Source organism: Stenotrophomonas sp. STM01 (assembly GCF_014852135.1).
Classification (GTDB): Bacteria; Pseudomonadota; Gammaproteobacteria; order Xanthomonadales; family Xanthomonadaceae; genus Stenotrophomonas; species Stenotrophomonas capsici.
Genome location: NZ_JACVBA010000004.1, coordinates 105,064 through 126,237, shown reverse-complemented (window position 1 = coordinate 126,237; position 21,174 = coordinate 105,064). Strand labels below are relative to the sequence as shown.

General features: G+C 62.1%; 28 protein-coding genes. 2 read left to right on the top strand and 26 right to left on the bottom strand.

The annotated features are described in order from the left end of the window. Positions 1-142: 142 nt before the first annotated feature. Positions 143-2,056, top strand: coding sequence for a prolyl oligopeptidase family serine peptidase (locus IB227_RS16530; RefSeq protein ID WP_225591935.1), 1,914 nt, complete (start codon positions 143-145; stop codon positions 2,054-2,056). 37 nt (positions 2,057-2,093) lie between these two features. Here IB227_RS16530 and IB227_RS16525 read toward each other — a convergent pair whose 3' ends face one another. The 16 genes from IB227_RS16525 to IB227_RS16450 all read right to left on the bottom strand — a co-directional run bounded on the left by IB227_RS16525 (position 2,094) and on the right by IB227_RS16450 (position 11,252). Beyond that, complete coding sequence (locus tag IB227_RS16525) at positions 2,094-2,492, bottom strand: c-type cytochrome (protein ID WP_225591934.1); 399 nt, start codon at positions 2,490-2,492, stop codon at positions 2,094-2,096. 92 nt (positions 2,493-2,584) lie between these two features. Continuing rightward, complete coding sequence (locus IB227_RS16520) at positions 2,585-4,264, bottom strand: electron transfer flavoprotein-ubiquinone oxidoreductase (protein WP_192288289.1); 1,680 nt, start codon at positions 4,262-4,264, stop codon at positions 2,585-2,587. Between the two features lie 653 nt (positions 4,265-4,917). After that, positions 4,918-5,262 (bottom strand): GFA family protein, encoded by a 345-nt coding sequence (locus IB227_RS16515; protein WP_192288288.1) that lies wholly within the window; start codon positions 5,260-5,262, stop codon positions 4,918-4,920. A 72-nt stretch (positions 5,263-5,334) separates the two neighbouring features. After that, positions 5,335-5,670 (bottom strand): hypothetical protein, encoded by a 336-nt coding sequence (locus tag IB227_RS16510; RefSeq protein WP_225591933.1) that lies wholly within the window; start codon positions 5,668-5,670, stop codon positions 5,335-5,337. Between the two features lie 14 nt (positions 5,671-5,684). Then, positions 5,685-5,939, bottom strand: a complete 255-nt coding sequence (locus tag IB227_RS16505) for a DUF2164 domain-containing protein (RefSeq protein ID WP_132862387.1) — start codon at positions 5,937-5,939, stop codon at positions 5,685-5,687. Between the two features lie 293 nt (positions 5,940-6,232). Next, entirely contained in the window at positions 6,233-6,550 is a 318-nt protein-coding gene (locus IB227_RS16500) for a hypothetical protein (RefSeq protein ID WP_192288287.1), read from the bottom strand. A 94-nt stretch (positions 6,551-6,644) separates the two neighbouring features. Continuing rightward, positions 6,645-7,019: a hypothetical protein gene (locus tag IB227_RS16495; protein WP_192288286.1), complete on the bottom strand. Its 375-nt coding sequence runs from the start codon at positions 7,017-7,019 to the stop codon at positions 6,645-6,647. A 17-nt stretch (positions 7,020-7,036) separates the two neighbouring features. Then, entirely contained in the window at positions 7,037-7,423 is a 387-nt protein-coding gene (locus IB227_RS16490) for a VOC family protein (protein ID WP_192288285.1), read from the bottom strand. A gap of 61 nt (positions 7,424-7,484) precedes the next feature. Further along, a complete protein-coding gene (locus tag IB227_RS16485; RefSeq protein WP_192288284.1) occupies positions 7,485-7,787 on the bottom strand; it encodes a hypothetical protein in 303 nt (100 codons plus the stop codon). A 192-nt stretch (positions 7,788-7,979) separates the two neighbouring features. Next, positions 7,980-8,201, bottom strand: a complete 222-nt coding sequence (locus tag IB227_RS16480; RefSeq protein WP_192288283.1) for a hypothetical protein — start codon at positions 8,199-8,201, stop codon at positions 7,980-7,982. Positions 8,202-8,230: 29 nt separating this feature from the next. After that, the gene (locus tag IB227_RS16475) at positions 8,231-8,596 is read right to left on the bottom strand and encodes a hypothetical protein (RefSeq protein ID WP_192288282.1); all 366 of its coding nucleotides are present in this window, start codon (positions 8,594-8,596) and stop codon (positions 8,231-8,233) included. A gap of 201 nt (positions 8,597-8,797) precedes the next feature. Beyond that, positions 8,798-9,088, bottom strand: coding sequence for a hypothetical protein (locus IB227_RS16470; protein WP_192288281.1), 291 nt, complete (start codon positions 9,086-9,088; stop codon positions 8,798-8,800). Between the two features lie 115 nt (positions 9,089-9,203). Beyond that, entirely contained in the window at positions 9,204-9,554 is a 351-nt protein-coding gene (locus tag IB227_RS16465; protein WP_192288280.1) for a hypothetical protein, read from the bottom strand. Positions 9,555-9,674: 120 nt separating this feature from the next. Next, a complete protein-coding gene (locus IB227_RS16460) occupies positions 9,675-10,217 on the bottom strand; it encodes an HAD family hydrolase (protein WP_192288279.1) in 543 nt (180 codons plus the stop codon). Between the two features lie 27 nt (positions 10,218-10,244). Beyond that, positions 10,245-10,571, bottom strand: a complete 327-nt coding sequence (locus IB227_RS16455; RefSeq protein ID WP_192288278.1) for a hypothetical protein — start codon at positions 10,569-10,571, stop codon at positions 10,245-10,247. Positions 10,572-10,763: 192 nt separating this feature from the next. Continuing rightward, positions 10,764-11,252 carry a hypothetical protein gene (locus tag IB227_RS16450; protein ID WP_192288277.1) on the bottom strand — a complete coding sequence of 163 codons (489 nt, stop codon included), beginning with the start codon at positions 11,250-11,252 and terminating at the stop codon, positions 10,764-10,766. A gap of 87 nt (positions 11,253-11,339) precedes the next feature. On the opposite strand from IB227_RS16450, the gene IB227_RS16445 reads away from it, so the two are divergent. Beyond that, positions 11,340-11,843, top strand: a complete 504-nt coding sequence (locus tag IB227_RS16445; protein WP_192288276.1) for a hypothetical protein — start codon at positions 11,340-11,342, stop codon at positions 11,841-11,843. An 8-nt stretch (positions 11,844-11,851) separates the two neighbouring features. On the opposite strand, the gene IB227_RS16440 is transcribed toward IB227_RS16445, so the two are convergent. The 10 genes from IB227_RS16440 to IB227_RS16385 form a co-directional block, all read right to left on the bottom strand. Further along, positions 11,852-12,115, bottom strand: a complete 264-nt coding sequence (locus IB227_RS16440; RefSeq protein ID WP_225591932.1) for a DUF2695 domain-containing protein — start codon at positions 12,113-12,115, stop codon at positions 11,852-11,854. Positions 12,116-12,607: 492 nt separating this feature from the next. Then, the gene (locus IB227_RS16435) at positions 12,608-13,048 is read right to left on the bottom strand and encodes a hypothetical protein (RefSeq protein ID WP_192288275.1); all 441 of its coding nucleotides are present in this window, start codon (positions 13,046-13,048) and stop codon (positions 12,608-12,610) included. Positions 13,049-13,505: 457 nt separating this feature from the next. Continuing rightward, a complete protein-coding gene (locus tag IB227_RS16425; RefSeq protein ID WP_192288273.1) occupies positions 13,506-13,817 on the bottom strand; it encodes a DUF5076 domain-containing protein in 312 nt (103 codons plus the stop codon). A gap of 59 nt (positions 13,818-13,876) precedes the next feature. Further along, the gene (locus IB227_RS16420) at positions 13,877-14,164 is read right to left on the bottom strand and encodes a hypothetical protein (protein WP_192288272.1); all 288 of its coding nucleotides are present in this window, start codon (positions 14,162-14,164) and stop codon (positions 13,877-13,879) included. Between the two features lie 54 nt (positions 14,165-14,218). Further along, entirely contained in the window at positions 14,219-14,494 is a 276-nt protein-coding gene (locus IB227_RS16415) for a hypothetical protein (RefSeq protein WP_192288271.1), read from the bottom strand. A gap of 392 nt (positions 14,495-14,886) precedes the next feature. Next, complete coding sequence (locus tag IB227_RS16410) at positions 14,887-15,753, bottom strand: DUF1570 domain-containing protein (protein WP_192288270.1); 867 nt, start codon at positions 15,751-15,753, stop codon at positions 14,887-14,889. 523 nt (positions 15,754-16,276) lie between these two features. Next, entirely contained in the window at positions 16,277-16,804 is a 528-nt protein-coding gene (locus IB227_RS16405) for a demethoxyubiquinone hydroxylase family protein (protein WP_225591931.1), read from the bottom strand. Positions 16,805-18,095: 1,291 nt separating this feature from the next. Then, the gene (locus IB227_RS16395; protein WP_192288267.1) at positions 18,096-18,407 is read right to left on the bottom strand and encodes a DUF5076 domain-containing protein; all 312 of its coding nucleotides are present in this window, start codon (positions 18,405-18,407) and stop codon (positions 18,096-18,098) included. Positions 18,408-18,473: 66 nt separating this feature from the next. Continuing rightward, the gene (locus IB227_RS16390) at positions 18,474-18,893 is read right to left on the bottom strand and encodes a DUF4279 domain-containing protein (protein WP_192288266.1); all 420 of its coding nucleotides are present in this window, start codon (positions 18,891-18,893) and stop codon (positions 18,474-18,476) included. A 1,676-nt stretch (positions 18,894-20,569) separates the two neighbouring features. Next, positions 20,570-20,854: a hypothetical protein gene (locus IB227_RS16385; protein WP_192288265.1), complete on the bottom strand. Its 285-nt coding sequence runs from the start codon at positions 20,852-20,854 to the stop codon at positions 20,570-20,572. Positions 20,855-21,174 lie beyond the last annotated feature (320 nt).

Sequence of the window (21,174 nt, the reverse complement as noted above, 5' to 3'; positions counted from 1 at the left end):
TTGCCGCCCGGGACACGCTGCGGGCCACCGCGCCCGCCTCCCGCCGAACGCGGTGAAACCGGGCACTTCTGCGCCGCCGGCTGATCGCATAGGCTGTGCGTCCGATCATTGCTTGGGGGTTGTGATGGGGATCAGGAGCACGATGTTCCTGCTGTTGGCCGTGTTGGGAAGCACGGCACCGTTGCCGGTCATGGCACAAACCGTTCCAGTGGAAGCCTTCGCCAAGGCCAGTCCGTTCTCGATGCCGCGGCTCTCGCCCGATGGGCAGTACCTGGCATTCGCCACCGATTTCGGCGAAGGCAACCATGCACTGCAGGTGGTGCGACTGTCGGACATGCACCGTACCGCGGTGCTGCGCCTGCCGCGCTACGAAAGCCCGTACCAGATCATCTGGGTGGGCGACCGTCGCCTGGTGGTCGCCAAGGGTCGTCGGTACGGCTCGCTCGAGAAGCCGATTCCGACCGGCGAGATCATCGCCAGCGACTTCGATGGCGAGAACCAGCGCTACATCTATGGGTACGAACAGCAGAACGCTGCGGCAGGCCTTGACCGTGGCTTCGGTTTCATCGAGGGCATCGGCCAGGGCAACGATGGGCGCTTCTACATGCGCCAGCTCAAGCGCAGTCCCACCAACTCGATGTTGTACCTGGTGGATGCGGGGCTGCGTCCTTCGTTCAAGCTGGTCGCCAGCGTCAACGTGCCGAACCTGGAGTTCGTGATCGATCGCAACGGCGTGGCGCGTTATGCGTGGGGGCGCGATGACCAGGACAACTACCAACTGTTCGCCTCCGGCGATGGACAGCACTGGCAGCCCATCGCGCAGGAACAGGTGGGCGGCGTGTGGACGCCGATGGCCTTCAGCGACGACAACCAGCGCGTCTACGGGCGCTTCAGCCGTGCCGATGGACCCTCGGCGCTGGTGCTCAGCAACCCGGACGGTGGGCAGCGCGAGGTGCTGGTCGAGGATGGGTTCGGCAGCATCGGGCTGAGCCAGTGGACGCGCACGCCCGCCACGCCGTTCGCAGCCGCGCCGTTGGCCGGGCGGCCGCAGCTCCGGTACTTCGATCCGGGCCGGCCGGAAGCCGAGCTGCACAAGGCCCTGGCCGACCTGCTGCCGCAGCAGCACGTCACCTTCGACGATGTCAGTCGTGACGGCCAGACCGTGCTGGTGCACCTGGCCAGTGACCGTGACCCGGGCAGCTGGTACACCTTCCGGCGCGGCACCAACAAGCTGGAGAAGGTGCTGTCCCCGCGCGAGGGCATTGATCCGACGCAGATGGCCGAACGCCGTCCGGTGCGTTTCAAGGCCAGTGATGGCCTCGAGCTGGAAGCGGTCTTCACCGTGCCGAAGAACGCCCAGGGCCCGTTGCCGACGGTGATCCTGCCGCACGGTGGCCCGCATGGGGTCCGGGACGACTGGTTCTACGACACCGATGCGCAGTTCCTGGCCAACCGTGGCTACCTGGTGGTGCAGGTCAACTACCGCGGCAGCGGCGGACGCGGCCAGGCGTTCGAGGAACGGGGCTACCTGCAATGGGGCACGCGTGTGCAGCAGGACCTGGTCGAGGGGCTGCGCGAAGCGGAGAAGCAGGGCCTGGCCGACACCTCGCGGGTCTGCAGCTATGGCGCCAGCTTCGGTGCGTACTCGGCGATGATGCTGGCCGCGCGCGAGCCGCAGCTGATCCGTTGCGCGGTGGGACTGGCCGGCCTGTACGACCTGAAGATGATGTACAAGAAGGGCGACATCAAGGACAGCGCCTACGGCCGCAATTACCTGGGCCGGGTGATCGGGCGCAGTGACGAGGAACTGGCGGCCAACTCGCCGACCGGCGTGGCCGCGCGCATCACCGTGCCGGTGTTCCTGGCCCACGGCGAGCGCGACGAGCGCACGCCGATCGCCCAGGCCAACGCCATGCGCAGCGCGTTGACCGCGGCGGGCAGGCCGCCGCAGTGGATGGCGGTGGCCGGTGAGGGGCACGGCTTCTACAACGACAACAACAGCATCGCCTTCTACCGTGCGCTGGAGACGTTCCTGCAGGAAAACATCGGCCAGTAGGCATCGATGGCTGGGCCAGCGGCCGGTGCCGCTGGCCCTACTTCTGCTGCGACAGGTACTCGATCACCGCCTGGCGACGGGCGGGGTCGGAGGTGGCATTGAGCATGCGCGTACCCGGCACCTGTCGGGTCGGGGATTTCAGGAAGGCATCCAGCGTCTGCGCATCCCAGGTGATGTCGCTGGCCTTCATCGCATCGGAATAGTGATAGCCCGGCGCGGTGCCGGCCCTGCGGCCGATCACACCCTGCAGGTTGGGCCCGACGCGGTGGCCCAGGTCGGCGCGGGTGTCATGGCAGCCGGCGCAGATCGCGAAGGCGCGCTCGAGCTGCTGCTGGTGCGGATCGGCGTTGGCGGTGTGGTTGAAGGCGTCGCGCTGGCCACAGGCTGCCAGCAGCAGGCCGAGGCACGACAACGACAGCGGGCGGAGCATCAACATGGGGTCGTCCAGGGGGCGGCAGGCGCTGCCGCAGGTGCCCCGCCCATGCCAGGTGCTGCCCGGCACGGCGAAGCCCCTGCAGCAGGGGCTGCTTACATCGCCGGGTAGTTCGGGCCGCCGCCGCCCTGCGGGGTCACCCACACGATGTTCTGGGTGGGGTCCTTGATGTCGCAGGTCTTGCAGTGGACGCAGTTCTGCGCGTTGATCTGCAGGCGCGTGTCGCTGCCTTCGCCGACAAATTCGTACACGCCGGCCGGGCAGTAACGCGCTTCCGGGCCGGCGTAGGTGGCCAGGTTGACCGTCACCGGGATGGACGGGTCCTTCAGCGTCAGATGGCTGGGCTGGTCTTCCTCGTGATTGGTCGAGGACAGGAACACCGAGCTCAGGCGGTCGAAGGTCAGCACGTTGTCCGGCTTGGGGTAGTTGATCTTCGGCTGGGTGGCGGCCGGCTCCAGGCACTCGTGGTCGGCCTTGGTACGGTGGATGGTCCACGGCGCGTTGCGGATGCCCAGCTTGGGCAGCAGCCACTGTTCGATGCCGGTCATCAGCGTGGCCAGGGTGCGGCCCTTCTTGAACCACTGCTTGAAGTTCTTGGACTGCAGCAGCTCGGCCTTCAGCCAGCTGTTCTCGAACGCCTCCGGATACGCGCTCAGTTCATCGCGCGAACGGCCGGCGGTCAGCGCGTCGAACGCGGCCTCGGCGGCGAGCATGCCGGTCTTGATCGCGGCGTGGCTGCCCTTGATGCGGCTGACGTTGAGGTAGCCGGCCTCGCAGCCGACCAGCGCGCCGCCCGGGAACACCGTCTTGGGCAGCGACAGGATGCCGCCGGCGGTGATCGCGCGTGCGCCGTAGGCGATGCGCTTGCCGCCTTCCAGGTGCTTGCGGATGGCCGGGTGGGTCTTGAAGCGCTGGAACTCCTCGAACGGGCTCAGCCACGGGTTCTTGTAGTCCAGGCCGACCACGTAGCCGATCGACACCTTGCCGCCCTCGGCGTGGTACAGGAACGCGCCACCGTAGGTGTCGTTGTCCAGCGGCCAGCCGGCGGCGTGCACCACCAGGCCCGGTTCGTGCTTGGCCGGGTCGATCTGCCACAGCTCCTTGATGCCGATGCCGTAGGACTGCGGGTCCTTGCCGGCGTCGAGCTTGAACCTGCTGATCAGCTGGCGACCGAGGTGGCCGCGCGAGCCTTCGGCGAAGATCGTGTACTTGGCGTGCAGCTCCATGCCGCGCTCGAAGTTCGGGCCTGGGGTGCCGTCCTTGTGGATGCCCATGTCGCCGGTGGCCACGCCCATCACCGCGCCGTTGTCGTCGTACAGCACCTCGGCGGCGGCGAAGCCCGGGAAGATCGCCACTTCCAGTGCCTCGGCCTGCTGCGCCAGCCAGCGGGTCACTTCGCCCAGGCTGATGATGTAGTTGCCGTCGTTGTGGAAGCACTCCGGCAGCAGCGCGTGCGGGGTGGCCTTGGCACCGGTCTCGTCCAGGAACAGGAACTCATCGCGGGTGACGGCCTGTTTCAGCGGCGCACCGCGCTCGGCCCAGTCCGGGAACAGCTCGTTGAGCGCACGCGGGTCCATGATCGCGCCGGACAGGATGTGCGCGCCCGGCTCGGAGCCCTTCTCCAGCACGCAGACCGACAGCTCCTGGCCCTTCTCCACGGCCAGCTGGCGCAGGCGGATGGCCGTGGCCAGGCCGGCGGGGCCGGCACCGACGATGACGACGTCGAACTCCATCGCTTCGCGCGGCGGCAGGGCGGAAGTGGCTTCAATGTTCATGCAGGGGCTCTTGGGTAAAGGCCGGCGCACGGGGCGACGACGGTTGCCTGGAACCGCCACCTCGACACGAGGCGGCGACGATCTCCGAGGGCGCAGTATTCCAGATCGGCCCGGCGCGGTTGCCCTGCTGGGCGGACCTGCGTTCCAGGTGGCTGATGCGGTGTCGCTGGCCCATCACCCACGCGGGGCGGTGGGCGCGAGCAGGCGACCGGGTCAACTGCGCCGCGTTTCCTCCGCTGGGAACTCGCGGGCATTGGCCCTCGGACGCGCATGCTCGGCCTCGGCCCGTGGATTTTCGCCGACGATGACGCGATCTTCCAATGCCGGTGGCAACGGCGAGGCGATCAAGGGGCCGTCGGCGGACGGGAAAGCGCGCGCAAGGTGTCGTTGCCGCCACGCGCAAACCACGCCAGGCCGGCCTTTGCCACGTTTCGGGCCCGTTCCCGGTTTGCCGGCGGGCAGGGATCGGGCGGTCGGCGGGAGCCGGACGAAGGCCGCGTCGGCTCGCCCGGAATGCGCGGGAGGCATTCAGTTGCGCGACGAGGCGACGCTGGCCGGCAGGCCGACCATACGTTTCCCGTGCATCGGGTATGCGCAAGCGGCGGGCTGTACGCGGGAGAGGATGGCGATGCCCGCGCTCCCCCGACAGATCCTCAGAAGGCCCGTCCGTCCACGGCGATCCGTTTCACCGTTTCCAGATCAAACCCTTCCAGGCAGCGCAGGTTGATCGCCGCCGTCTCGGTCCCGTCCGGCTGCCTGCCCAGCCCGAACGGTTGGCATCCGCAGGTCGGGCAGAACTGATGGGCAATCACGTGCCGGTTGAACAGGTACGTCGTGAGTGCACCTTCGCCGGCGGTGACCCGCAAGGCCTGCCGCGGCACGAACCACAGCACGAACCCCTTGCGGCTGCAGTGCGAGCAGTTGCACTCGTAGCCTTCGGTCGGCACGCCATCGCACTCGAAGCGCACCGCACCACAATGACAGCTGCCGTTGACCATGGGCCTCTCCACGACGTTGAATGCTGCCCAGCCTAGCGGCTGCCGGCGGGAACGCACGCTGCACAGCGCAACTCAGCGCCGGCGCAGCTCCTGGCCATCGACGGTCATCTTCCATACGCCGCCATCCTCATGCGGCGGCGCCGAGACCACGAACCGCGTGGTCAGCGGCCCGACGCCGACCACCAGGTCATCGCCCTCGAAGGACTTGATCGGCGCATCCAGCGACTTGCTGACGTTGGGCGTGGGCTGGTGCTTGTAGCGCACGCGGCCACTCGGCTCGATGACCAGCAAGGTGGTATCCGATGCCCAGCTACCGACGTAGTCGCGCTTGGCCGCGGGCACCGGCATGCCGCAGGCGGCCAGCATCATCGCCAGCAGCACGGCCAGGAGCATGGGGCGCGCGCTCATTCCCGTCTGCGGTTTCATCGCCGGAACTCCGTGCGCTGCTCCAGCTGGTAGATCGCATCCTGCAGGTCTTCCATGCGCGCGCTCAATGCGGCCTGTGCATCGTACAGGCCATGGTTGTAGTAGTACGCGCCGATCTCCTTGCCGATGAAGTCCAGCAGGAACTCAGCGTCGAACTGCCCGATCTTCTGCTGCAGCTCTTCGGAAAAGTACCCCTGCAGCTTGCGGACGAGGATGGCTTTCTCGTCCTTGTTGAATTCGATGTTGGCCATGCTGTCGTACACATCAACGGAGATGGCCGGAAGTGTACCGGTCCGGCCGCCGGCACCCACTTCCCGGCGGCGCCATTCGATCGCTCGTGAATGAGGCACCACACGATGGAGAGCACCGGCAGCTTGAATCCGTGAGGGACGCGGGGCTGGCCTCCGGCCGAGCTGCTGCCCATGCCTGCGCCAGGGGATCGCGAACACGTTGAGTCGATTCGTGAATGACGTACGGCGGTAGAGCACGACGAAGCCAAGGCGGGGCGCGGTCACGGGGAAGTACGGCATCCGGTTCTCCGCGGCTAGACGTCGGCAAGCCGGAACAATGGCAGGTAGATGAGCAACAGGGCGACAGGAACGGCAACGAAGGGAGCGACCAACCCCAGCACGCCGGCAATGACCGGGGCATTGGGGCGCGGCCAGCAGCGGCCGATGGCGAGCACGCCCGCCGGCAGCAGCCAGACCAGGCCGAAAAAGCGCATGAACAGCTGGGAGGTCGCGGGCATCTGCGCGCCGAAACTGCGGTAGACCGACTCGAACTGCGGCGCGACCGCCAGCCCGATATAGCTCACCACCAGCGCCGCGGAGACGCTGCCGGCCAGGCCGATCAGCAGCCACACCCGTCGATTGGGTGCAGGCGGCTGCGGACGTGTCAGTGGCGGGGGAAGGGGGCCGGGCATGTGGATCTCGCGTCGAGGGCAGGGAGCTGCGTTTTCATCCGCCGGCAAACATCACCACCACCACCGCGAGGCCAGCCAGCAATGGCAGCGAGAACACCAGCAGTTCGGCCAGCCGCCACCCCGAGCGCGGGCGTGGCGTCGCCCGGTACGCCAGCCCGCCCAGCAGCAGTGACGTCAACGACAGCAGTGCCGCCAACATCAGCCCGAACAGGAACAGCCCCAGCACCGACATGCCGCAGGCCCAGCCTCGTTCGGCTACCTGGGCCGCGGTATCGGCGCGGCTCTGGCTGCCGACCCACAGCGGAATGCCTATCAGCGCAATGGCGGTCAGCAGCCAGGCAAGGCTGCGCTTGAGGAACGTACCGCGCGGCGGGCGGGCGGCGGCAGCTGAGGGCGAGACGTCCGTCATCGGGCGACAGCGTGCGCTCACTGGCCCTGCGGCGGTTGCCACAGTTCGACCTTGTTGCCTTCCGGGTCGATCACCCAACCGAACTTCCCATACTCCGAATCCTCGCTGCGCTCGAGCACCTGGCAGCCTTCCTCGCGCAATGCCGCCAATAGGGCATGCAGGTCATGCACCCGGTAGTTGATGACGAACGGTGCGCTGCCGGGGGCGAGCGCCTCACTGCCAGCCGCGTTGATCGACCAGACCGTGGTGCCGGCGAAGGGCTGGCCATCGGTGTCGGTCCAGGTGAATGCAGCGCCGCCCCAGGGTTGCACCTCGATGCCCAGGTGGCGCTGGTACCACGCACGCAGCACGGCGGGGTCGCGTGCCTGGAAGAAGATGCCGCCAATACCGGTCACGCGCTTCATGGGCCGCCTGGGTGCTTCATGGGAAGGGAAAGCAGAGCATGCGCGCGGTGATGGGCGCGTGTCATGCGAATCCGGGCGCGCGCATGACCGCCGGGATGCTACTGCGATCACTGCGCAGGCGCGTCGCATTCAGTTGCGGGAAGCGGCCGATGATGCGGCTGGCTTCGTCCCAGTGGTCTTCCAGCGATGCATCGTCGATGGGTGCGAACACCGCCGGCGCATCGCCGAAGCGGAACTCGATGCCACGCGCGGGGGCGAACCGGCGCGTGATGATGGTGGGCACCCGGCCATGCCGGAGGTGCCAGACCAGCTCGTCGATCACCGTGTTCCAGGCTTCGTTCTCAAGCTCGTTGATCCATTCCATGCACACCGCCGCCCGAACAGCGCCGTGCCCCGGGGGAGCCGACGTGAGTGAAGGGTCAGGCGAGCCATGGCCAACCACCGAATTCCAAGCCGAAGCCGCCCGGTCTGTGTTGCGCAAAGCGAGCCGATCATGCCACACCCGGTAGTGCCGGGCCACGCTCGGCGCCACACCCCATCGGGGGCCATCCCTGCGTCACCGCAGCGGCTCCCCCTTCAGCCAGCACACCACGAGCAACAGCAGGATAATGCCCCCCGTCGCTCCCATGAACGGGCCCGGGGCCCGGGTCGGCGGCACCACGAAGAACAGTGCCGCCAACGAGGCGAAGGTGATGCCGTACGCCAGCCAGCCCTGCCATCTCAGTGGCCATCCCCAGCCATGTTGCTTGGCCTCGAACCAGTACCGTTCATTGCGCATGTCGTTTCCGATCTCCAGGAGTAGGGCGATCAACCGGGGTTGTTACTGCCAAGGGTTGAGGATGGAAGGCATGGGCGACCTTGCGGCTGGGCTTTCCCGGTGGCATCGGTGCCTCGAACCGAATATGGGTTGGCACTGGAAGGCAGTATGGCAGGGGAGTGGTAACTCACCTCGAAGCGCGCGATGCCATCGCGCGTCCTGACATTCCAGTGTTCGATGCGGAAACCATTGTTCCCCCACAGGACCGCCTTGGCTTGAAGCACTTCGACCAGGCAGCCCGCGCCGACATACTCCTGCACCTGCACCTGCACCTGCGCAAGCGCCTGCGGGTCGACGGCATCTGCCGGCCCTGCGGTGAGCACAAAAGACATCATGACGGCGGGTTGGATACGCATGGCACCTCCGGTGGAATGAGTGACGAGGTCATCATGGGCGCCGATGAAGCCTGGCCAAGTGGGCCCGGTCGCGAGCGTGCGGGGTGTGGTGTTTCTGCATCATAACGATAGGGGTGCATGTCCGTAGCTGGCAGGTGAGCAGGTGATCGACCGTTCTTTGTGCCTCCACCGTGCCGTGGCAAAGGGCTGTGACCGCGCTGCTCATCCTCTGGGTTCGGGTGTTGGAGGGGACAGCGCGGTGACCTGGAACAGCCGCTCCTGGAACCGGGTGCCCAGCATCCGGTCCACGGCATCAATGGTGCCCAATGCCTGCTGCACGTCGAAGGTGCCTCCCTGCAGCACCGCATCTGCCTGATTGTGGAGTGCATAGGCCAGGTGTGCCGCCGCGCGTGCGGCGGGGTCTGGTGCATCGCCGCTGCCGAGGTGATGGCCAAGCAGCAGGCGGATCTCATGGATCGCGAAGGCAAGCAGCTGGGTATGCGTCGGTGACATGGGTTCGAGCGTCCTTGTGTTCATCAGGTGGCCAGATGTGCATGCGGGTCAGGTGCCAAACAGGTTCCAAGGCGACCGATACGTGAGTGACGAGGGCTCCCGCAGCGACGCTGCATCAGGCCCACTGCTTCAGGAGCGGATACAGGCGATAGGCCAGGAGCGCGAGCATGGGCCCGGTTACCAAGCCGGCAAGCAGGGCTCGCAGCGGACGGGGGTGGCGGGAGACCGAGCAGACCAGGCCGGCCACCAGGGCCACGCACAACAGCTGTGGAAGCGCGGCCAATAGCAGGGCGGGATCATTCTGCGAGGTACGGAAATGCCTGCGCTCGGCGGCGCAGAACAACAGGGCAATCGCAAGGAATGCCGCAGGTGAGGAGGCCAGCAGGCTCGACAGCCACAGCCTGCGTCCGGGCGCGGCGGCTGCGGTTCCACGCGGGGAGCGGTACGGGTTCTCGGAGTCGTCCATGCCGGGCTCGTGTCGGTGTGGTGCCAGCCTCAAGACGGATTCGGCGCGGGAGCGCCGACGTTGTAGGCCAGGCAGGTGGATCGTCGCGCACCGCCAATCAGGTTCGGAGGGAAGGATCGCTCAGCGATCATCGGCGATTCGCCTGCGCCAGAAGCGCTTCTCGATCGTCCTGACATTCGCCGCACCGGCCAGGGTGGGTAAGTACTCGCCGAGCTGGAAAAGCTCACGGTCCGCAGGGTCGCCGAAAAAGGGCTTGATCCTGACCAGGTTGCCGTAATGCCGGGCGAGCTTCGCCGGCGTGTCATCCACCATCAGGACCTGCTCGAGCCGATGGCCGCGCCGCTTCAGCTTCCCGAGGTTCTTCGTCCACTCATGGTCCTGCTGGTCCGGATCGAAGCGCGGCGTGCAGCGCTCCCTGGCCCACACGAACGCGAGTTCGATCCCGGCCGGGAAGATGTTCGCAACCACCGGTAAGGCATAGGGGCGTGTGGAAGAGGTCCATACCGCCAGTGTGAAACAGGCTCCCATGGTGGACAGGAATGCATCCAGCCCCGGCCGCTTGTACACCGCGTACGGCCCGACTTCGAAATCGGGTGTGTGCCCCAGGCCGGCCTCGGTGGCGTGGATGAGTGTTTCATCGAGATCGAGAACCAGCAGTTTCATCGGGCGCACGGGGTGGGCAGTGAGCGATCAGCCTGCATCATCCTTGCCACCGGATGGTGGATGGATGTCCCAGCTGGAGAGGTAGTCGGGGTCATGAACCACCGTGTTCGTCGACCTGAGGGTGTAGGTGCCGGGCTCGGCGGCAGAGTACTGCGCCAGGTCGGGCGGGAGGGCGATTTCGGTGCCGTCGATGCCGTTGGCCAGGACCACGCCTTCCTGCGCGTTGATGCGCAGGACCCTGCCGAAGACCTGCGTCTGGTTGAGGATGTTTCCCTCGCGGTCATGCGAAGTGATGCCGGCCAGAACGATCCTGCCGAGCATCCGGTGAGCCTTGTCCTGGTCAATCCCGTTCATGTCACTGCAGGGTCCATCGTTGGGTTGGAGTGATGCCGCTGGGAGACGGTACCAAAGCCTGCGGCCGGGGCGCGGCCATCCTCGGGTTGGGGAGGCCATCGATGCCGAGGCGGATGCCGGCCCCAGCTATTGGGCGATCTGCGTGCGCCCTCACTGGTGTCGTTCCGGTTGGATGAATCGTCTTTGCCCACGCTACCAGACCAGTAGCATGCCGTCGGGCCAGTCCCCGGACCAGCCGCACGGGAAATGCCCGGCGCGATACACCTGGAGCAGCTGGAGGAAGAACGTCGGGCGCCCGGAGCAGTCCCGATACGCGTGTTCCATCACGGCGGCCAGGACATCCCAGGAGACGGCGTCCGTGAACGCCTTGCCTAGCCCCTGTTGCTCTGCGAACGGGCGCCAGATCAGATCGCACACCGACGCATCGATGCGTGACTTCGCAGCGGCGGCGATGTGGTTCCATTGCTGGTACGCATCACGATGACGCGTGTGCAGGAACCGCGTCAGCCGGTTCCTGGCCTCGAGGGTGACGTCCTCCCACGCTTGGTCACTGCACAGGCTGAGGGCCTGTGACCAGCCCGAGACCTGCGCGACGGGAAAGGGCAGTGACAGCGGGAGTGGTTGCCCGCAGGACTGGAACCAACGGATGCCTTCGAGTTCCCTTGCGAATGATTCGTCCATGTCGCTGTAAGTACCAAGGCCTCAGCCTATCCGCGCTGCGGGATCGGCCTGAATGAATTGCTAGGCCAAGGCCTATGGATGTGCTGCATGATGGATGCGCAGGGCTTCATCTTTGTCACTCAATGGACGCATGAAAACACCGGGCTTCACACCGACAAAGTCGTTGCCTTCAAGGAGCACGAGCCGGGCAGCCGTATCGCCGTCATGTGCGTCAGCGATCTGTCCGAGCCGGTAATGCAGATGGCTTGCCAGTGGCACCGGCAGAACGTTCGGCACAGTGGCGACATTTGTGACAAGAACCTCATCCACCGCAATGAGGAGCCTGATGGTGTTATCGAGCCCGGGGCCAGTCGCTGCCTCTCTGTCCAGGACGGCCTCGCCTCTGCTGTTGATCATGTCAACGCCGATGATGCGACCAATCAGAATGTGATCCGCGCCCTCAGCCATCTCCTCAAGCGTAGCCTCGAAGGGAAGCCCGGCGAAGGAGGTGGATGGAATCAGCACGGCAAGCAGAACTATCAGTATGCATTTCATGCTTTTCCTCGGCCTGGCTCTGGTATCACGCTGCGCCGCGGAGCGGCGTCGACCTGACTGAGCTGTCAGGCGTCGTCCTCGTCTGGTGGGGTGTAGCCAACGGCGTCCTCCCATTCCGGGCAAACATTGAAGATCACTTCGCAATCGCAGCCCGCGCCGTTCTCCCCAAGCCATTCGAGCGTCGCCTCGACGGGCAGATTGTTCTTCTGCAGGAAGGTACTTGTGAGCGCAAAAGTATGATCACACTCGTAGCCGGTCATGCTCGTACGGTCCAGGTGATCGAAGATGTCCCTGAGGGAAGAGAGAGGGATGGGGGGCGCGTCTGTCATGTGATGTGTCCGATTGCGAGTTGCGAGTTGCGAGTTGCCGGAACCATGTCCGGCCACGAAGCAGCTTCGGCCCGACTGAACTGCCAAGCCTTGGTCCATGAGAAGCATATTTCACCAAGGCGACAGCACGTGTGATGCCCGGGTACAGAGCCTGCCGGCACCGTGAAGCGGCTCGGCTTGAATGAGCTGTCAGGCCGCTGCCCGTGACAACTACCAAACATGGGCCGAGTCCTCTATGTAAAGCGGGAGGTCATTCTCTGCGCACCATTGGCTGAGTTGTGTCTGGAGTGCGGTCCAGTACCCTTTCGTCCAGCTCGGTGCTTTGACGGGCCATTGATCCTGTGATGGCAGATATACAGAGGCAATTCCCATCGGCATCTCCAGGACGAACGAACCTTCGGAGCAGGAACATAGCAGCTCCTCTTTCCAGCGGGGTTGGAATGTAAAGACTGGATCGCTCATGGCGATGACTATTTTTGTCTAACGCCAGAGTTAAGGCGCGTCGTGGAGCGACGTCGGCTTGGATGAATTTTCAGGCTTGGTGTCCATGCGCCCAGCAGTGGCGACGTAAGAGACGAGAGATAGAGGTACTGTTGTCACCGAGAACACAAGAGAGAATGGATTGGAAGACTTGGAAAGCATGATCGCCAAGGCTATCAAGATGCACGACATGAAAATTGTTGTGAGGGGCCACCTGAATGAAAACCTGTTCTTCGCAAGCAGGTAAGTAACAACCAGGGCGACCAAATGCATAGGAAGGACGATGGTCATTACAAAAATGACCATCCATCCGGCGAACTCGCCGGTTACGTTGACGTTTGGTGCAATCATGCCGTTCAGAAGCAGGCCTATAAGCACAAATATGGGTACGACAACAGCGCAGATAAGAAATCGCGCTGTTTGATTCATCGGCGGTTGTTTTGACATATCCATGGAAGTCTAACTATGGAATTAAGCCGACCCGCGAAGCGGGTTCGGCTTGAATGAACTGTCAGGCGGCTAAGGACTGCCAACCTGGAAGTCGAAAGGAACCTTTCGTGTACGAGAAGCCGAATCCGCCGAATAGCGCCACTTTGCCACCGCGGATTGTGCGGCGCTAGGCCAAGCTGAGTGGCCAGATGATGAAAGTACCGTGGAGGAACGAACTGAACCGTCCGGATCGATCTGCAGCTCCCGTGTAACTGTGCGACCACGCAGCTCTGCAATACGAGGTGCTTCTGGCGCCGGGCAATAGATGAGCTCTGGGTCTGACGACATGCATGAGTTGTGGGGCGTGGTAGCGCCCGCCGTTGCCAGTGAAAGGAGCAACCAGTGGAAGTTCATAGCCGCCTAATGCCTGAATTGAGCCGCGCCGCGAAGCGGCGTCGGTTTGAATGACCTATCAGGCCGGTTACCCATGGCCATGACTAAAGGAGCCTTTGGCATCAGAAGTTGGATCGCTCAGCTCATCATGGAGCGATTCCATGATTGCGGAAATGGTGTCAGATGCAGGCTGCCCATACTGCTCTTGAAGCGCATTAGCTATGTGCCGAATGGTGTCTGCAAGGAAAATACCCCATGCAGGGGCCTCATCACGGCCGCTGTCCTGCCAAAGTCCCACCTTGATCGCGCAGTGTTGGCCTTGCTCAGCAATCCAAGCACTGAGCATCTGGATCGCTTTGTCGTCACGTTGCGCTGCAGGTGGGATTACTAGTGGCTTCATAGTGGGTCTAACTCCGGGATTAAGCTGGCGCGCGGAGTGGGATCGACTTGAATGAGCTGTTAGGCATCAAGCCGACACCAGAATGCCAGTGAGTACCTACCCATGTCGATTGATTCCCAATCAGAGGACTCATGGATTGGCATCTTAAGAACGATTGTTTTGAGGTCAGCATGTGTCGGGAACTCTGAAAGAACAACATCCGCCGCCTCCTGCCCCAGCTTGTGAGTGATTTTGAACAGCGGGGAATAGCTTGCGAGCTCGGCGACACCGACGCGGAAGCTGCTACGGTTCATTAGTTCGTCGCCGTCAAAGAGGGCTAAGTCAACGCGCACAGATCTGTCCTTCATGCCTAACTCTGGAGTTAAGCCGACCCGCGAAGCGGCATCGGCTTGAATGAACTGCTAGGCATCGGCCGCAGACTCAAAGTGCTGGTCGAATGCCAGAACAGCCGCCTCAATCGTAGATGAAGCTCCGAACCGGTGATGTGGATCCTGCTCTATCAACAGTTCCAAGAATTGTGCTTCCAGCGATGCCGCGGCACCAGTCGGTGCGTCTGCGTGGAAGAAGTCCTTGCTTTGAACAGTGAATCCACTGCCGATGACCTCAAAGACACGATAAAGAACTGCGCCGCTCTGTACGCGACGCCAGATTGGTATGTAGCGATACAAATGGGTCATATAGGCTGACGGTAAGTTGGTCTGTTGTGTCGCGGGAACGCTTATGCGATGCAAAACTCTGGAATTAGGCCAACCCGCGAAGCGGGTTCGGCTTGAATGCACTGTTAGGCGCCACTAGCGCTGCCGAAGTGGTTGTAACACCCAATGGCAACGATGGCCACTACCAGTGCGATCAATCCAATAGCCTCAATGTCTGGGGCGACCTTGAGGAACTTGCGCCGCAAGCTTGGGACCAATAGGCAGGGCGAAATGGCCAGCAAGCCAGCACAAAGGCTGACGAGGCCTCGCCAAAAGTTGAATTGCCAAGAATCTAGAAGTTGGCCAAGCATCCGTATAGCGCCTAACGCCTGAGTTAAGCCGAGCCGCGAAGCGAATTCGGCTTGAGTGAATTGTTAGGGTCCACGCCCGATACCTGCTTGGCCACTAGCCAAGTCGGCAAGGTGAGCATGCCAGCGAGGTTCGACGACGTCATAAGCACCAACCAGCTGTTTGAATGCTTGTGGAGAGCCGCGCTGCTCTAGCAGGGCTTGGACTGCCACCCGATGAGCTCCGTTGTCACCGTGGAAAAGGTAGTGAACGAGGCTCCAATAGGCAATGTAGTAGTGGTTGACGTTCTCTCCAATAGGCGGGCCAGTGTCCTCGACCAGCTGCTCCAGCGAAGGCAGGCGCCTCTCCTGAAAAGTTGGCGGAGCATTGGGATTTATACGCACGTCCTTGAGCCACCAGATGGGGTACGCGGCCGGATCTGGTCGGCCGAGATCCAAAGAACCATCCAGAAGGGCGCTGGCTCCGAAATAGCTAGCGATGCCCTCATTGAGCCAGCGACGCGGCCTGTAGCCACCAGCCTCTGCAAGAAGTTGGTGCGTGGCCTCATGTAGCATCCAGTGATGCGGATTCTCGCCAGTTCCTGGGTAGGCGTATGAGTAGGGCCGCTTGTAGTAAGCCTCTGCCCACGGTGAGATTCGACTGTGCCGCTTGAACTCGACCTGGTCTTTGTACAGTACTAGGTTGAGCTCAGCCGCGGGCGACCTGGGTGGGAACAGGCGAACGTATGCGTTATAGAGAGACTCAACGGCTATCGATACTGACTTGGTCTCTGTCTCACTCGCCGACGAATGAAGAATGTAGTGGCTCGTGCGAAGAGAGGTGACCGGGATGTAGGTCCGATCAGCCGCAGAACGTTCTTGAGGCTGCGGCGCCTCAGTGCACCCGCTTGCCAGAAAGATCAACGCGATTGCAACCGCCAGAAGCTTTGACATGCGGGCCCTAACTCCGGAATTAAGCCGACCCGCGCAGCGGGTTCGGCTTGAATGAATTGTTAGGCGGCACGCGACGCATCTCTAGTTGTCAATGATTTGGAACATCTGGAGGGCGACGCTGTTGCCGCGGAACAGGCCGAAGAAGGAGTAACCAGGTGCTCCGAGGTGCTTGCCCGATACGCAGGACACGAACCGAAATCGATCGCCTAGGCGGTACGTCGCCTTCATTCTGGTCCAGTCAACTTGAGTTTCCGGAGCTGATACTCCGGTGAACCGGGCATTTGCCAATACTTCATCTTGGCTAAGCGGAACCGAAACTCGGCACTTGGGAAAGCCAACCTCATCTGCGACGTGAGACGGCTCCATCCGTGGCCCCGTAGTGTGTGCGCAGCCAGTAATGAGTGAGAGCGTGGCCGCAATGACCAGAGCTTTCGTCAAAAGTCGCATAGAACCTTCCATGCCACCCAACTCCGGAGTCAAATCGCGCCGCGAAGAGACGTCGGCTTGAATGAATTGTTAGGGCTCACAGCCGCAAGCCCAGCCAAATAACTGCCTCGGTCGAGGCGGACACAATGGGCGTGAGAACCCTGGGCCAGAATATACCAGCTTGGACGTGCCCCAGAGACTGGTCGTGGTGCTGCTGCTCCTCAGCGACAATGGATGAGATTGCTGATACGGCGAAAGGGTCATGGCCCTGCAGCACAACGAGTTGATACTCAAGGTGGCGAAGCACGACACTCTCAACGGCAGTGGTAGTTGCTGCAATAGCACTGCTACCGAGCAAGCCAGTTATGGCCCCGAGTAGGAAGCCGCCCATGCCACAAAGCCAGTAGCTACGGCAACGATGACGGCCACGCCGCTGCAGCTCAGCGCCAAAGATGGCCCGATGCCGTTGTTCATGTGAGCGGAATTCGCGAAGCTCAGCGACCATCTTTGGCGCGGTCAGTCTGGCCATGAGGATCTGACCGGTGTAGATGCCTATGGCGCCATGCTCGCCGGCATGATTGACCTTGATGATGCGGTCGCCAAGATAATTGGCCACAGGTTGCATGATTACTTCCATGTGAGCCCTAACGCCAGGATTAAGCCGAGCCGCGAAGCGGCTTCGGCTTGAATGAATTGTTAGGCGGCAACCGACACGACGGACGCTGCGCCCAATAGTCTGCTCGCTTGGCAAGGTCTTCGGGAAGGCCACGAAAGCATACGTGGGCGCAGTTACCGGCAATACCATCAGCGCAGCCGGAGCGACTACAAGCGAGAACACACGCGTCTTTGGCCTCGCAGCGAGCTGCCGCAGCTTCTAGATAGGCAGCCTCGTCCGCGTTGCGGGCGGGAATGCCAGTGGCCGAACAGTGCGGGGACCATGGCTGCGTAGACGCAACAGATTGGGAGCCGGCGAAGCAAGCGCTAGACAAGCTGCTTAGGAGAAAGATCATCACGAACTTGAGAGTTACCATCGCCGCCTAACGCCAGAGTTAAGCCGAGCCGCGAAGCGGCTTCGGCTTGGAGGAAGTGCTAGGGCGCGTATCAGTCACTCGACAACGCCCGTTGCGACGTGGAACACATAGGAAGGCAATTCGGAGCTGCGAGTGAGTTGCCCCGTGACCTTGACCCGAATGCCGCCTCGATTTGGCGCGAGAGTACCCCAAAGCGCGCCCGAAAAATCAGAGCTACCTCCGCTGCCCTCAAGGCCAAGCCCCAAATCTGGGCAAGCGGGGTCGGAGAGCGTGGTCCCATGGCGGGACATCTTGGCCGTCCCGGAAATTGTGAGAGGAGTTCCCAGGAAGCGATCCGGAGCGCGCGCAACGTTACAGAGGGACTCGGGCATAGGGGCACCAGAGCAAGAAATGAGCGAGCCAAGCAAAAGCGTGACAGCAACTCTCATAGTGTCCCAACTCTTGAATTAAGCCGCGCCGCGAAGCGGCATCGGCATGATTGAACTGTCAGGCGGCTACGGGCTGCCAAACTGGAAGTCGAATGGAACCTTTCGTGCACGGGAAGCCGAATCCGCCGAATATCGCCACTTTGCCACCGCGGATTGTGCGGCGCTAGGCCAAGCTGAGTGGCCAGATGATGAAAGTACCGTGGAGGAACGAACTGAACCGTCCGGATCGATCTGCAGCTCCAGTGTAACTGTGCCACCACGCAGCTCTGCAATACGAGGTGCTTCTGGCGCCGGGCAATAGATGAGCTCTGGGTCTGGCGACATGCATGAGTTGTGGGGCGTGGTAGCGCCCGCCGTTGCCAGTGAAAGGAGCAACCAGTGGAAGTTCATAGCCGCCTAATGCCTGAATTGAGCCGCGCCGCGAAGCGGCGTCGGTTTGAATGACCTATCAGGCCGGTTACCCATGGCCATGACTAAAGGAGCCTTTGGCATCAGAAGTTGGATCGCTCAGCTCATCATGGAGCGATTCCATGATTGCGGAAATGGTGTCAGATGCAGGCTGCCCATACTGCTCTTGAAGCGCATTATCGATGTGTCGAATGGTATCTGCGAGGAAAATACCCCATGCAGGAGCCTCATCACGCCCGTTGTCCTGCCAAAGCCCCACCTTGATCGTGCAGTGCTGGCCATGCTCAGCAATCCAAGCACTGAGCATCTGGATCGCTTTGTCGTCACGTTGCGCTGCAGGTGGGATTACTAGTGGCTTCATAGTGGGTCTAACTCCGGAATTAAGCTGGCGCGCGTAGCGGGGGCGGCTTGAATGAACTGTTAGCGCTCAACCCGTGCACTCGCGACTGTCCGAGTACAGGTAGTAAGTGTCGAGATCTAGTCGCAAACCGTAGAAGGCGAGCCGGGACACGATAGTCTTTGAAACGCGGAGTCCCGCGCCAATGTCATTGAAGTTGCCAACTAGTTGCATGGTGCCGCCTAAGCGATGGCTGACAGCGGCAAAGGCGCTTGAGTTGGCGTCCATTTGAAGAAGAACGTCCTTCAGATGCTCCTCTAAAGCCGCGGTACGCTCGACCCTGGAATAAAGCGACCATTTACCCGTCCGCCGTTCCCGGTGTCGAGAGTCTCGGTCTCCCTTGCGCCAAGCGCGTGTCGGAGTGATGCCAAGCTCAGCAGACACGACCGAAGGGTCAAGGTCGTCGTCGTACACCGCGAAGTAGGCATAGCAGTTGTTGGGATCTGTCATTGAGCGCTAACTCCGGAATTAAGCCGACCCGCTTAGCGGGTTCGGCTTGAATGAATTGTTAGACGCGTACCTAGCGCGAATAGTGGCAGGTGACATTCACTACCCGCTTGGTTGTCCCGAATGAAAAGCTTAGCTCCGGGTGGCCCCCACCAAACTGATAGGGTGGGACCGGATTGGTGAAAAAGTAGGTCCAGCTCCGGTCCGAGTCGCTGATGAAGTCGGGCTTGCCTAGTGTGGCTTGCAGTTGGCTTTGGCTCAAGCCGATGAGCGGCGCAGTGTCACTGGGACACCTCGCATTGGTTGGTGTGGCCATAGGAAGCGCACGCATTGCGCGGAGATCTGTCGCGAGAGATCTTAGAAGGGGCGAGCTCACTGCAGAGCTTGAGTATGAAGTCAGCGTCGCCAGAAAGAAAATATGCAAGATGCGGAGATGCATGTTTCGCGCCCAACTCCGGAATTAAGCCGCACCGCGAAGCGGCGTTGGCTTGAATGAACTGTTAGGCCGCGTCCGGCGGGAGGGTGAGCCAGACATCCCCAACATGAGGATCGCGTCCCAGTGCCTGCCAATACTCTACGATGAGTTCCACCCCGCGCTCACCAGAAGCCGCCAAATCTTGCCGTGGTACCCAGCGCATAGGGAGGTCCGTCCCTTGGACGGGGATTGCACCCGCCTCAATTAGCGCTCTGATGGCTGCACGGACAGCTTGAACCAATGCATCTCCAGCCAGTCCAAAATCCTGCCGCAAAACGGGCACAATCTGCCAAAGGCCAACGGCGTCGAAGGGAAGTTCCGCAGGTACCTGCACAATCCACTGACTCAACGGAGTGCTGAAGTGCCTATGTGTGGGTTCGCTTGAAGCTTGCATAAGCGGCCTAACTCTGGAGTTAAGCCGTGTCGCGAAGCGACGTCGGCTTGAATGAATCGTTAGGCCACAAGCTAGGGGAACTGCACTTGCGAGCCGTACACAACCTCACCAGCTTGGACTCGTAGCTCAACATCCGCAATGCGCTGATAGATCCTGCGCCAGTGCCGCACCCAATACACCAATAGTGGCAGGCCGAACAGAAGGTACGTGACGGCTGCTAGGAAAATAGCCGTAGAAACCTCGCCAGGGCGCCGCCAAAGTGATGCCGCGACCACGAACGCGCTGAAGATAACTCCGCCCACACCTGCAGCAAGAATTGACCGTGAACGCATGGCCGAAACGGCCTTTCGAACATCTGAGAGATCAAGGAGCGATATGCGATCGGAGTTGTCCATGAGGCCTGACTCTGGAACTAAGCCGACTCGCGAAGCGAGTTCGGCTTGAATGAACTGTTAGGTGCGTACTCGCAATTAGCGGAGCTGGGTTTTGCAAGCACAGCACACCTCGGGATTGAACAGCGGAACATCCGGCTCGGGGAATGACTCGCAACTTGGGCAGCGATAAGCTCTGATGCCAAGGTAACAGCATGCCAAAGCTGCGGTTAGGAGGCAGAAGGACAGAAAGGGCGAAAGGGAATTGAGGGAGCACAATAGCGCCGCTACCGCGAACAAGGCGGGCGCAGCACACCCAAGCCAGAGCCCTAAGCGGCGAGACCGTAGGAATGCTTGTTTGATCTGCTGAGGATCTGACATGAGCACGTAACTCTGGAGTTAAGCCGCGTCGCGAAGCGACGTCGGCTTGAATGAAATGTTAGGTGCCATCGGCTACGCCAGAAGGAATTGAAACCGTGATGCTCTCTTGCAAATGTTCCGTGTGCCAGGTACTTGGGCCGCGTGCATGGCCGATGATACAGACTGCATCATGAGCGTCCTTGAGCCAAGAGACAGATAGCTCTACCTCAATCGCCTCTCCAGAGATGTCCAAGGCGCGCACCTTGGCAGGTGCACCCACTAGCGCGAGCAAATCGGGAGCGGGAAGCTTCCCCATTGCCTCCAATTCCTTGATCAATGCGGCGTAAGCGTCTGGTGTTTTCATGGACAGATGATATGGCGCCTAACGCCAGAATTAAGCCGACGCTGCGAAGCCGCGGTCGGCTTGAATGAATTGTTGGGCGGCAGTGATCGTTGAAGCCCCCCTGACCAATGCCGCCCCGCTTGAACAAGCTGATGCGAGCCGATCATGCCACAGCTGGCGGGATCGAGGCTTGTTCGGGAAACCCTGCCGCGTTTTGCAGCCGAAGCCCGATGAAACGATTGTGAGGCGGTGACGAAGCGTAAGGCGAAGTGGCGAACCCGCCGACGCCGGCAAGGGTTGTAGCTGCTGCCCGGAGCCGACTAATGACCTGCCGATGTTTT

Coding starts and splice junctions, on each gene's coding strand:
- IB227_RS16530 (WP_225591935.1), top strand. CDS start 143: ATGTTCCTGCTGTTGGCCGTGTTGGGAAGCACGGCACCGTTGCCGGTC.
- IB227_RS16525 (WP_225591934.1), bottom strand. CDS start 2,492: ATGTTGATGCTCCGCCCGCTGTCGTTGTCGTGCCTCGGCCTGCTGCTG.
- IB227_RS16520 (WP_192288289.1), bottom strand. CDS start 4,264: ATGAACATTGAAGCCACTTCCGCCCTGCCGCCGCGCGAAGCGATGGAG.
- IB227_RS16515 (WP_192288288.1), bottom strand. CDS start 5,262: ATGGTCAACGGCAGCTGTCATTGTGGTGCGGTGCGCTTCGAGTGCGAT.
- IB227_RS16510 (WP_225591933.1), bottom strand. CDS start 5,670: ATGAGCGCGCGCCCCATGCTCCTGGCCGTGCTGCTGGCGATGATGCTG.
- IB227_RS16505 (WP_132862387.1), bottom strand. CDS start 5,939: ATGGCCAACATCGAATTCAACAAGGACGAGAAAGCCATCCTCGTCCGC.
- IB227_RS16495 (WP_192288286.1), bottom strand. CDS start 7,019: ATGACGGACGTCTCGCCCTCAGCTGCCGCCGCCCGCCCGCCGCGCGGT.
- IB227_RS16490 (WP_192288285.1), bottom strand. CDS start 7,423: ATGAAGCGCGTGACCGGTATTGGCGGCATCTTCTTCCAGGCACGCGAC.
- IB227_RS16485 (WP_192288284.1), bottom strand. CDS start 7,787: ATGGAATGGATCAACGAGCTTGAGAACGAAGCCTGGAACACGGTGATC.
- IB227_RS16480 (WP_192288283.1), bottom strand. CDS start 8,201: ATGCGCAATGAACGGTACTGGTTCGAGGCCAAGCAACATGGCTGGGGA.
- IB227_RS16475 (WP_192288282.1), bottom strand. CDS start 8,596: ATGCGTATCCAACCCGCCGTCATGATGTCTTTTGTGCTCACCGCAGGG.
- IB227_RS16470 (WP_192288281.1), bottom strand. CDS start 9,088: ATGTCACCGACGCATACCCAGCTGCTTGCCTTCGCGATCCATGAGATC.
- IB227_RS16465 (WP_192288280.1), bottom strand. CDS start 9,554: ATGGACGACTCCGAGAACCCGTACCGCTCCCCGCGTGGAACCGCAGCC.
- IB227_RS16460 (WP_192288279.1), bottom strand. CDS start 10,217: ATGAAACTGCTGGTTCTCGATCTCGATGAAACACTCATCCACGCCACC.
- IB227_RS16455 (WP_192288278.1), bottom strand. CDS start 10,571: ATGAACGGGATTGACCAGGACAAGGCTCACCGGATGCTCGGCAGGATC.
- IB227_RS16450 (WP_192288277.1), bottom strand. CDS start 11,252: ATGGACGAATCATTCGCAAGGGAACTCGAAGGCATCCGTTGGTTCCAG.
- IB227_RS16445 (WP_192288276.1), top strand. CDS start 11,340: ATGATGGATGCGCAGGGCTTCATCTTTGTCACTCAATGGACGCATGAA.
- IB227_RS16440 (WP_225591932.1), bottom strand. CDS start 12,115: ATGACAGACGCGCCCCCCATCCCTCTCTCTTCCCTCAGGGACATCTTC.
- IB227_RS16435 (WP_192288275.1), bottom strand. CDS start 13,048: ATGGATATGTCAAAACAACCGCCGATGAATCAAACAGCGCGATTTCTT.
- IB227_RS16425 (WP_192288273.1), bottom strand. CDS start 13,817: ATGAAGCCACTAGTAATCCCACCTGCAGCGCAACGTGACGACAAAGCG.
- IB227_RS16420 (WP_192288272.1), bottom strand. CDS start 14,164: ATGAAGGACAGATCTGTGCGCGTTGACTTAGCCCTCTTTGACGGCGAC.
- IB227_RS16415 (WP_192288271.1), bottom strand. CDS start 14,494: ATGACCCATTTGTATCGCTACATACCAATCTGGCGTCGCGTACAGAGC.
- IB227_RS16410 (WP_192288270.1), bottom strand. CDS start 15,753: ATGTCAAAGCTTCTGGCGGTTGCAATCGCGTTGATCTTTCTGGCAAGC.
- IB227_RS16405 (WP_225591931.1), bottom strand. CDS start 16,804: ATGCAACCTGTGGCCAATTATCTTGGCGACCGCATCATCAAGGTCAAT.
- IB227_RS16395 (WP_192288267.1), bottom strand. CDS start 18,407: ATGAAGCCACTAGTAATCCCACCTGCAGCGCAACGTGACGACAAAGCG.
- IB227_RS16390 (WP_192288266.1), bottom strand. CDS start 18,893: ATGACAGATCCCAACAACTGCTATGCCTACTTCGCGGTGTACGACGAC.
- IB227_RS16385 (WP_192288265.1), bottom strand. CDS start 20,854: ATGAAAACACCAGACGCTTACGCCGCATTGATCAAGGAATTGGAGGCA.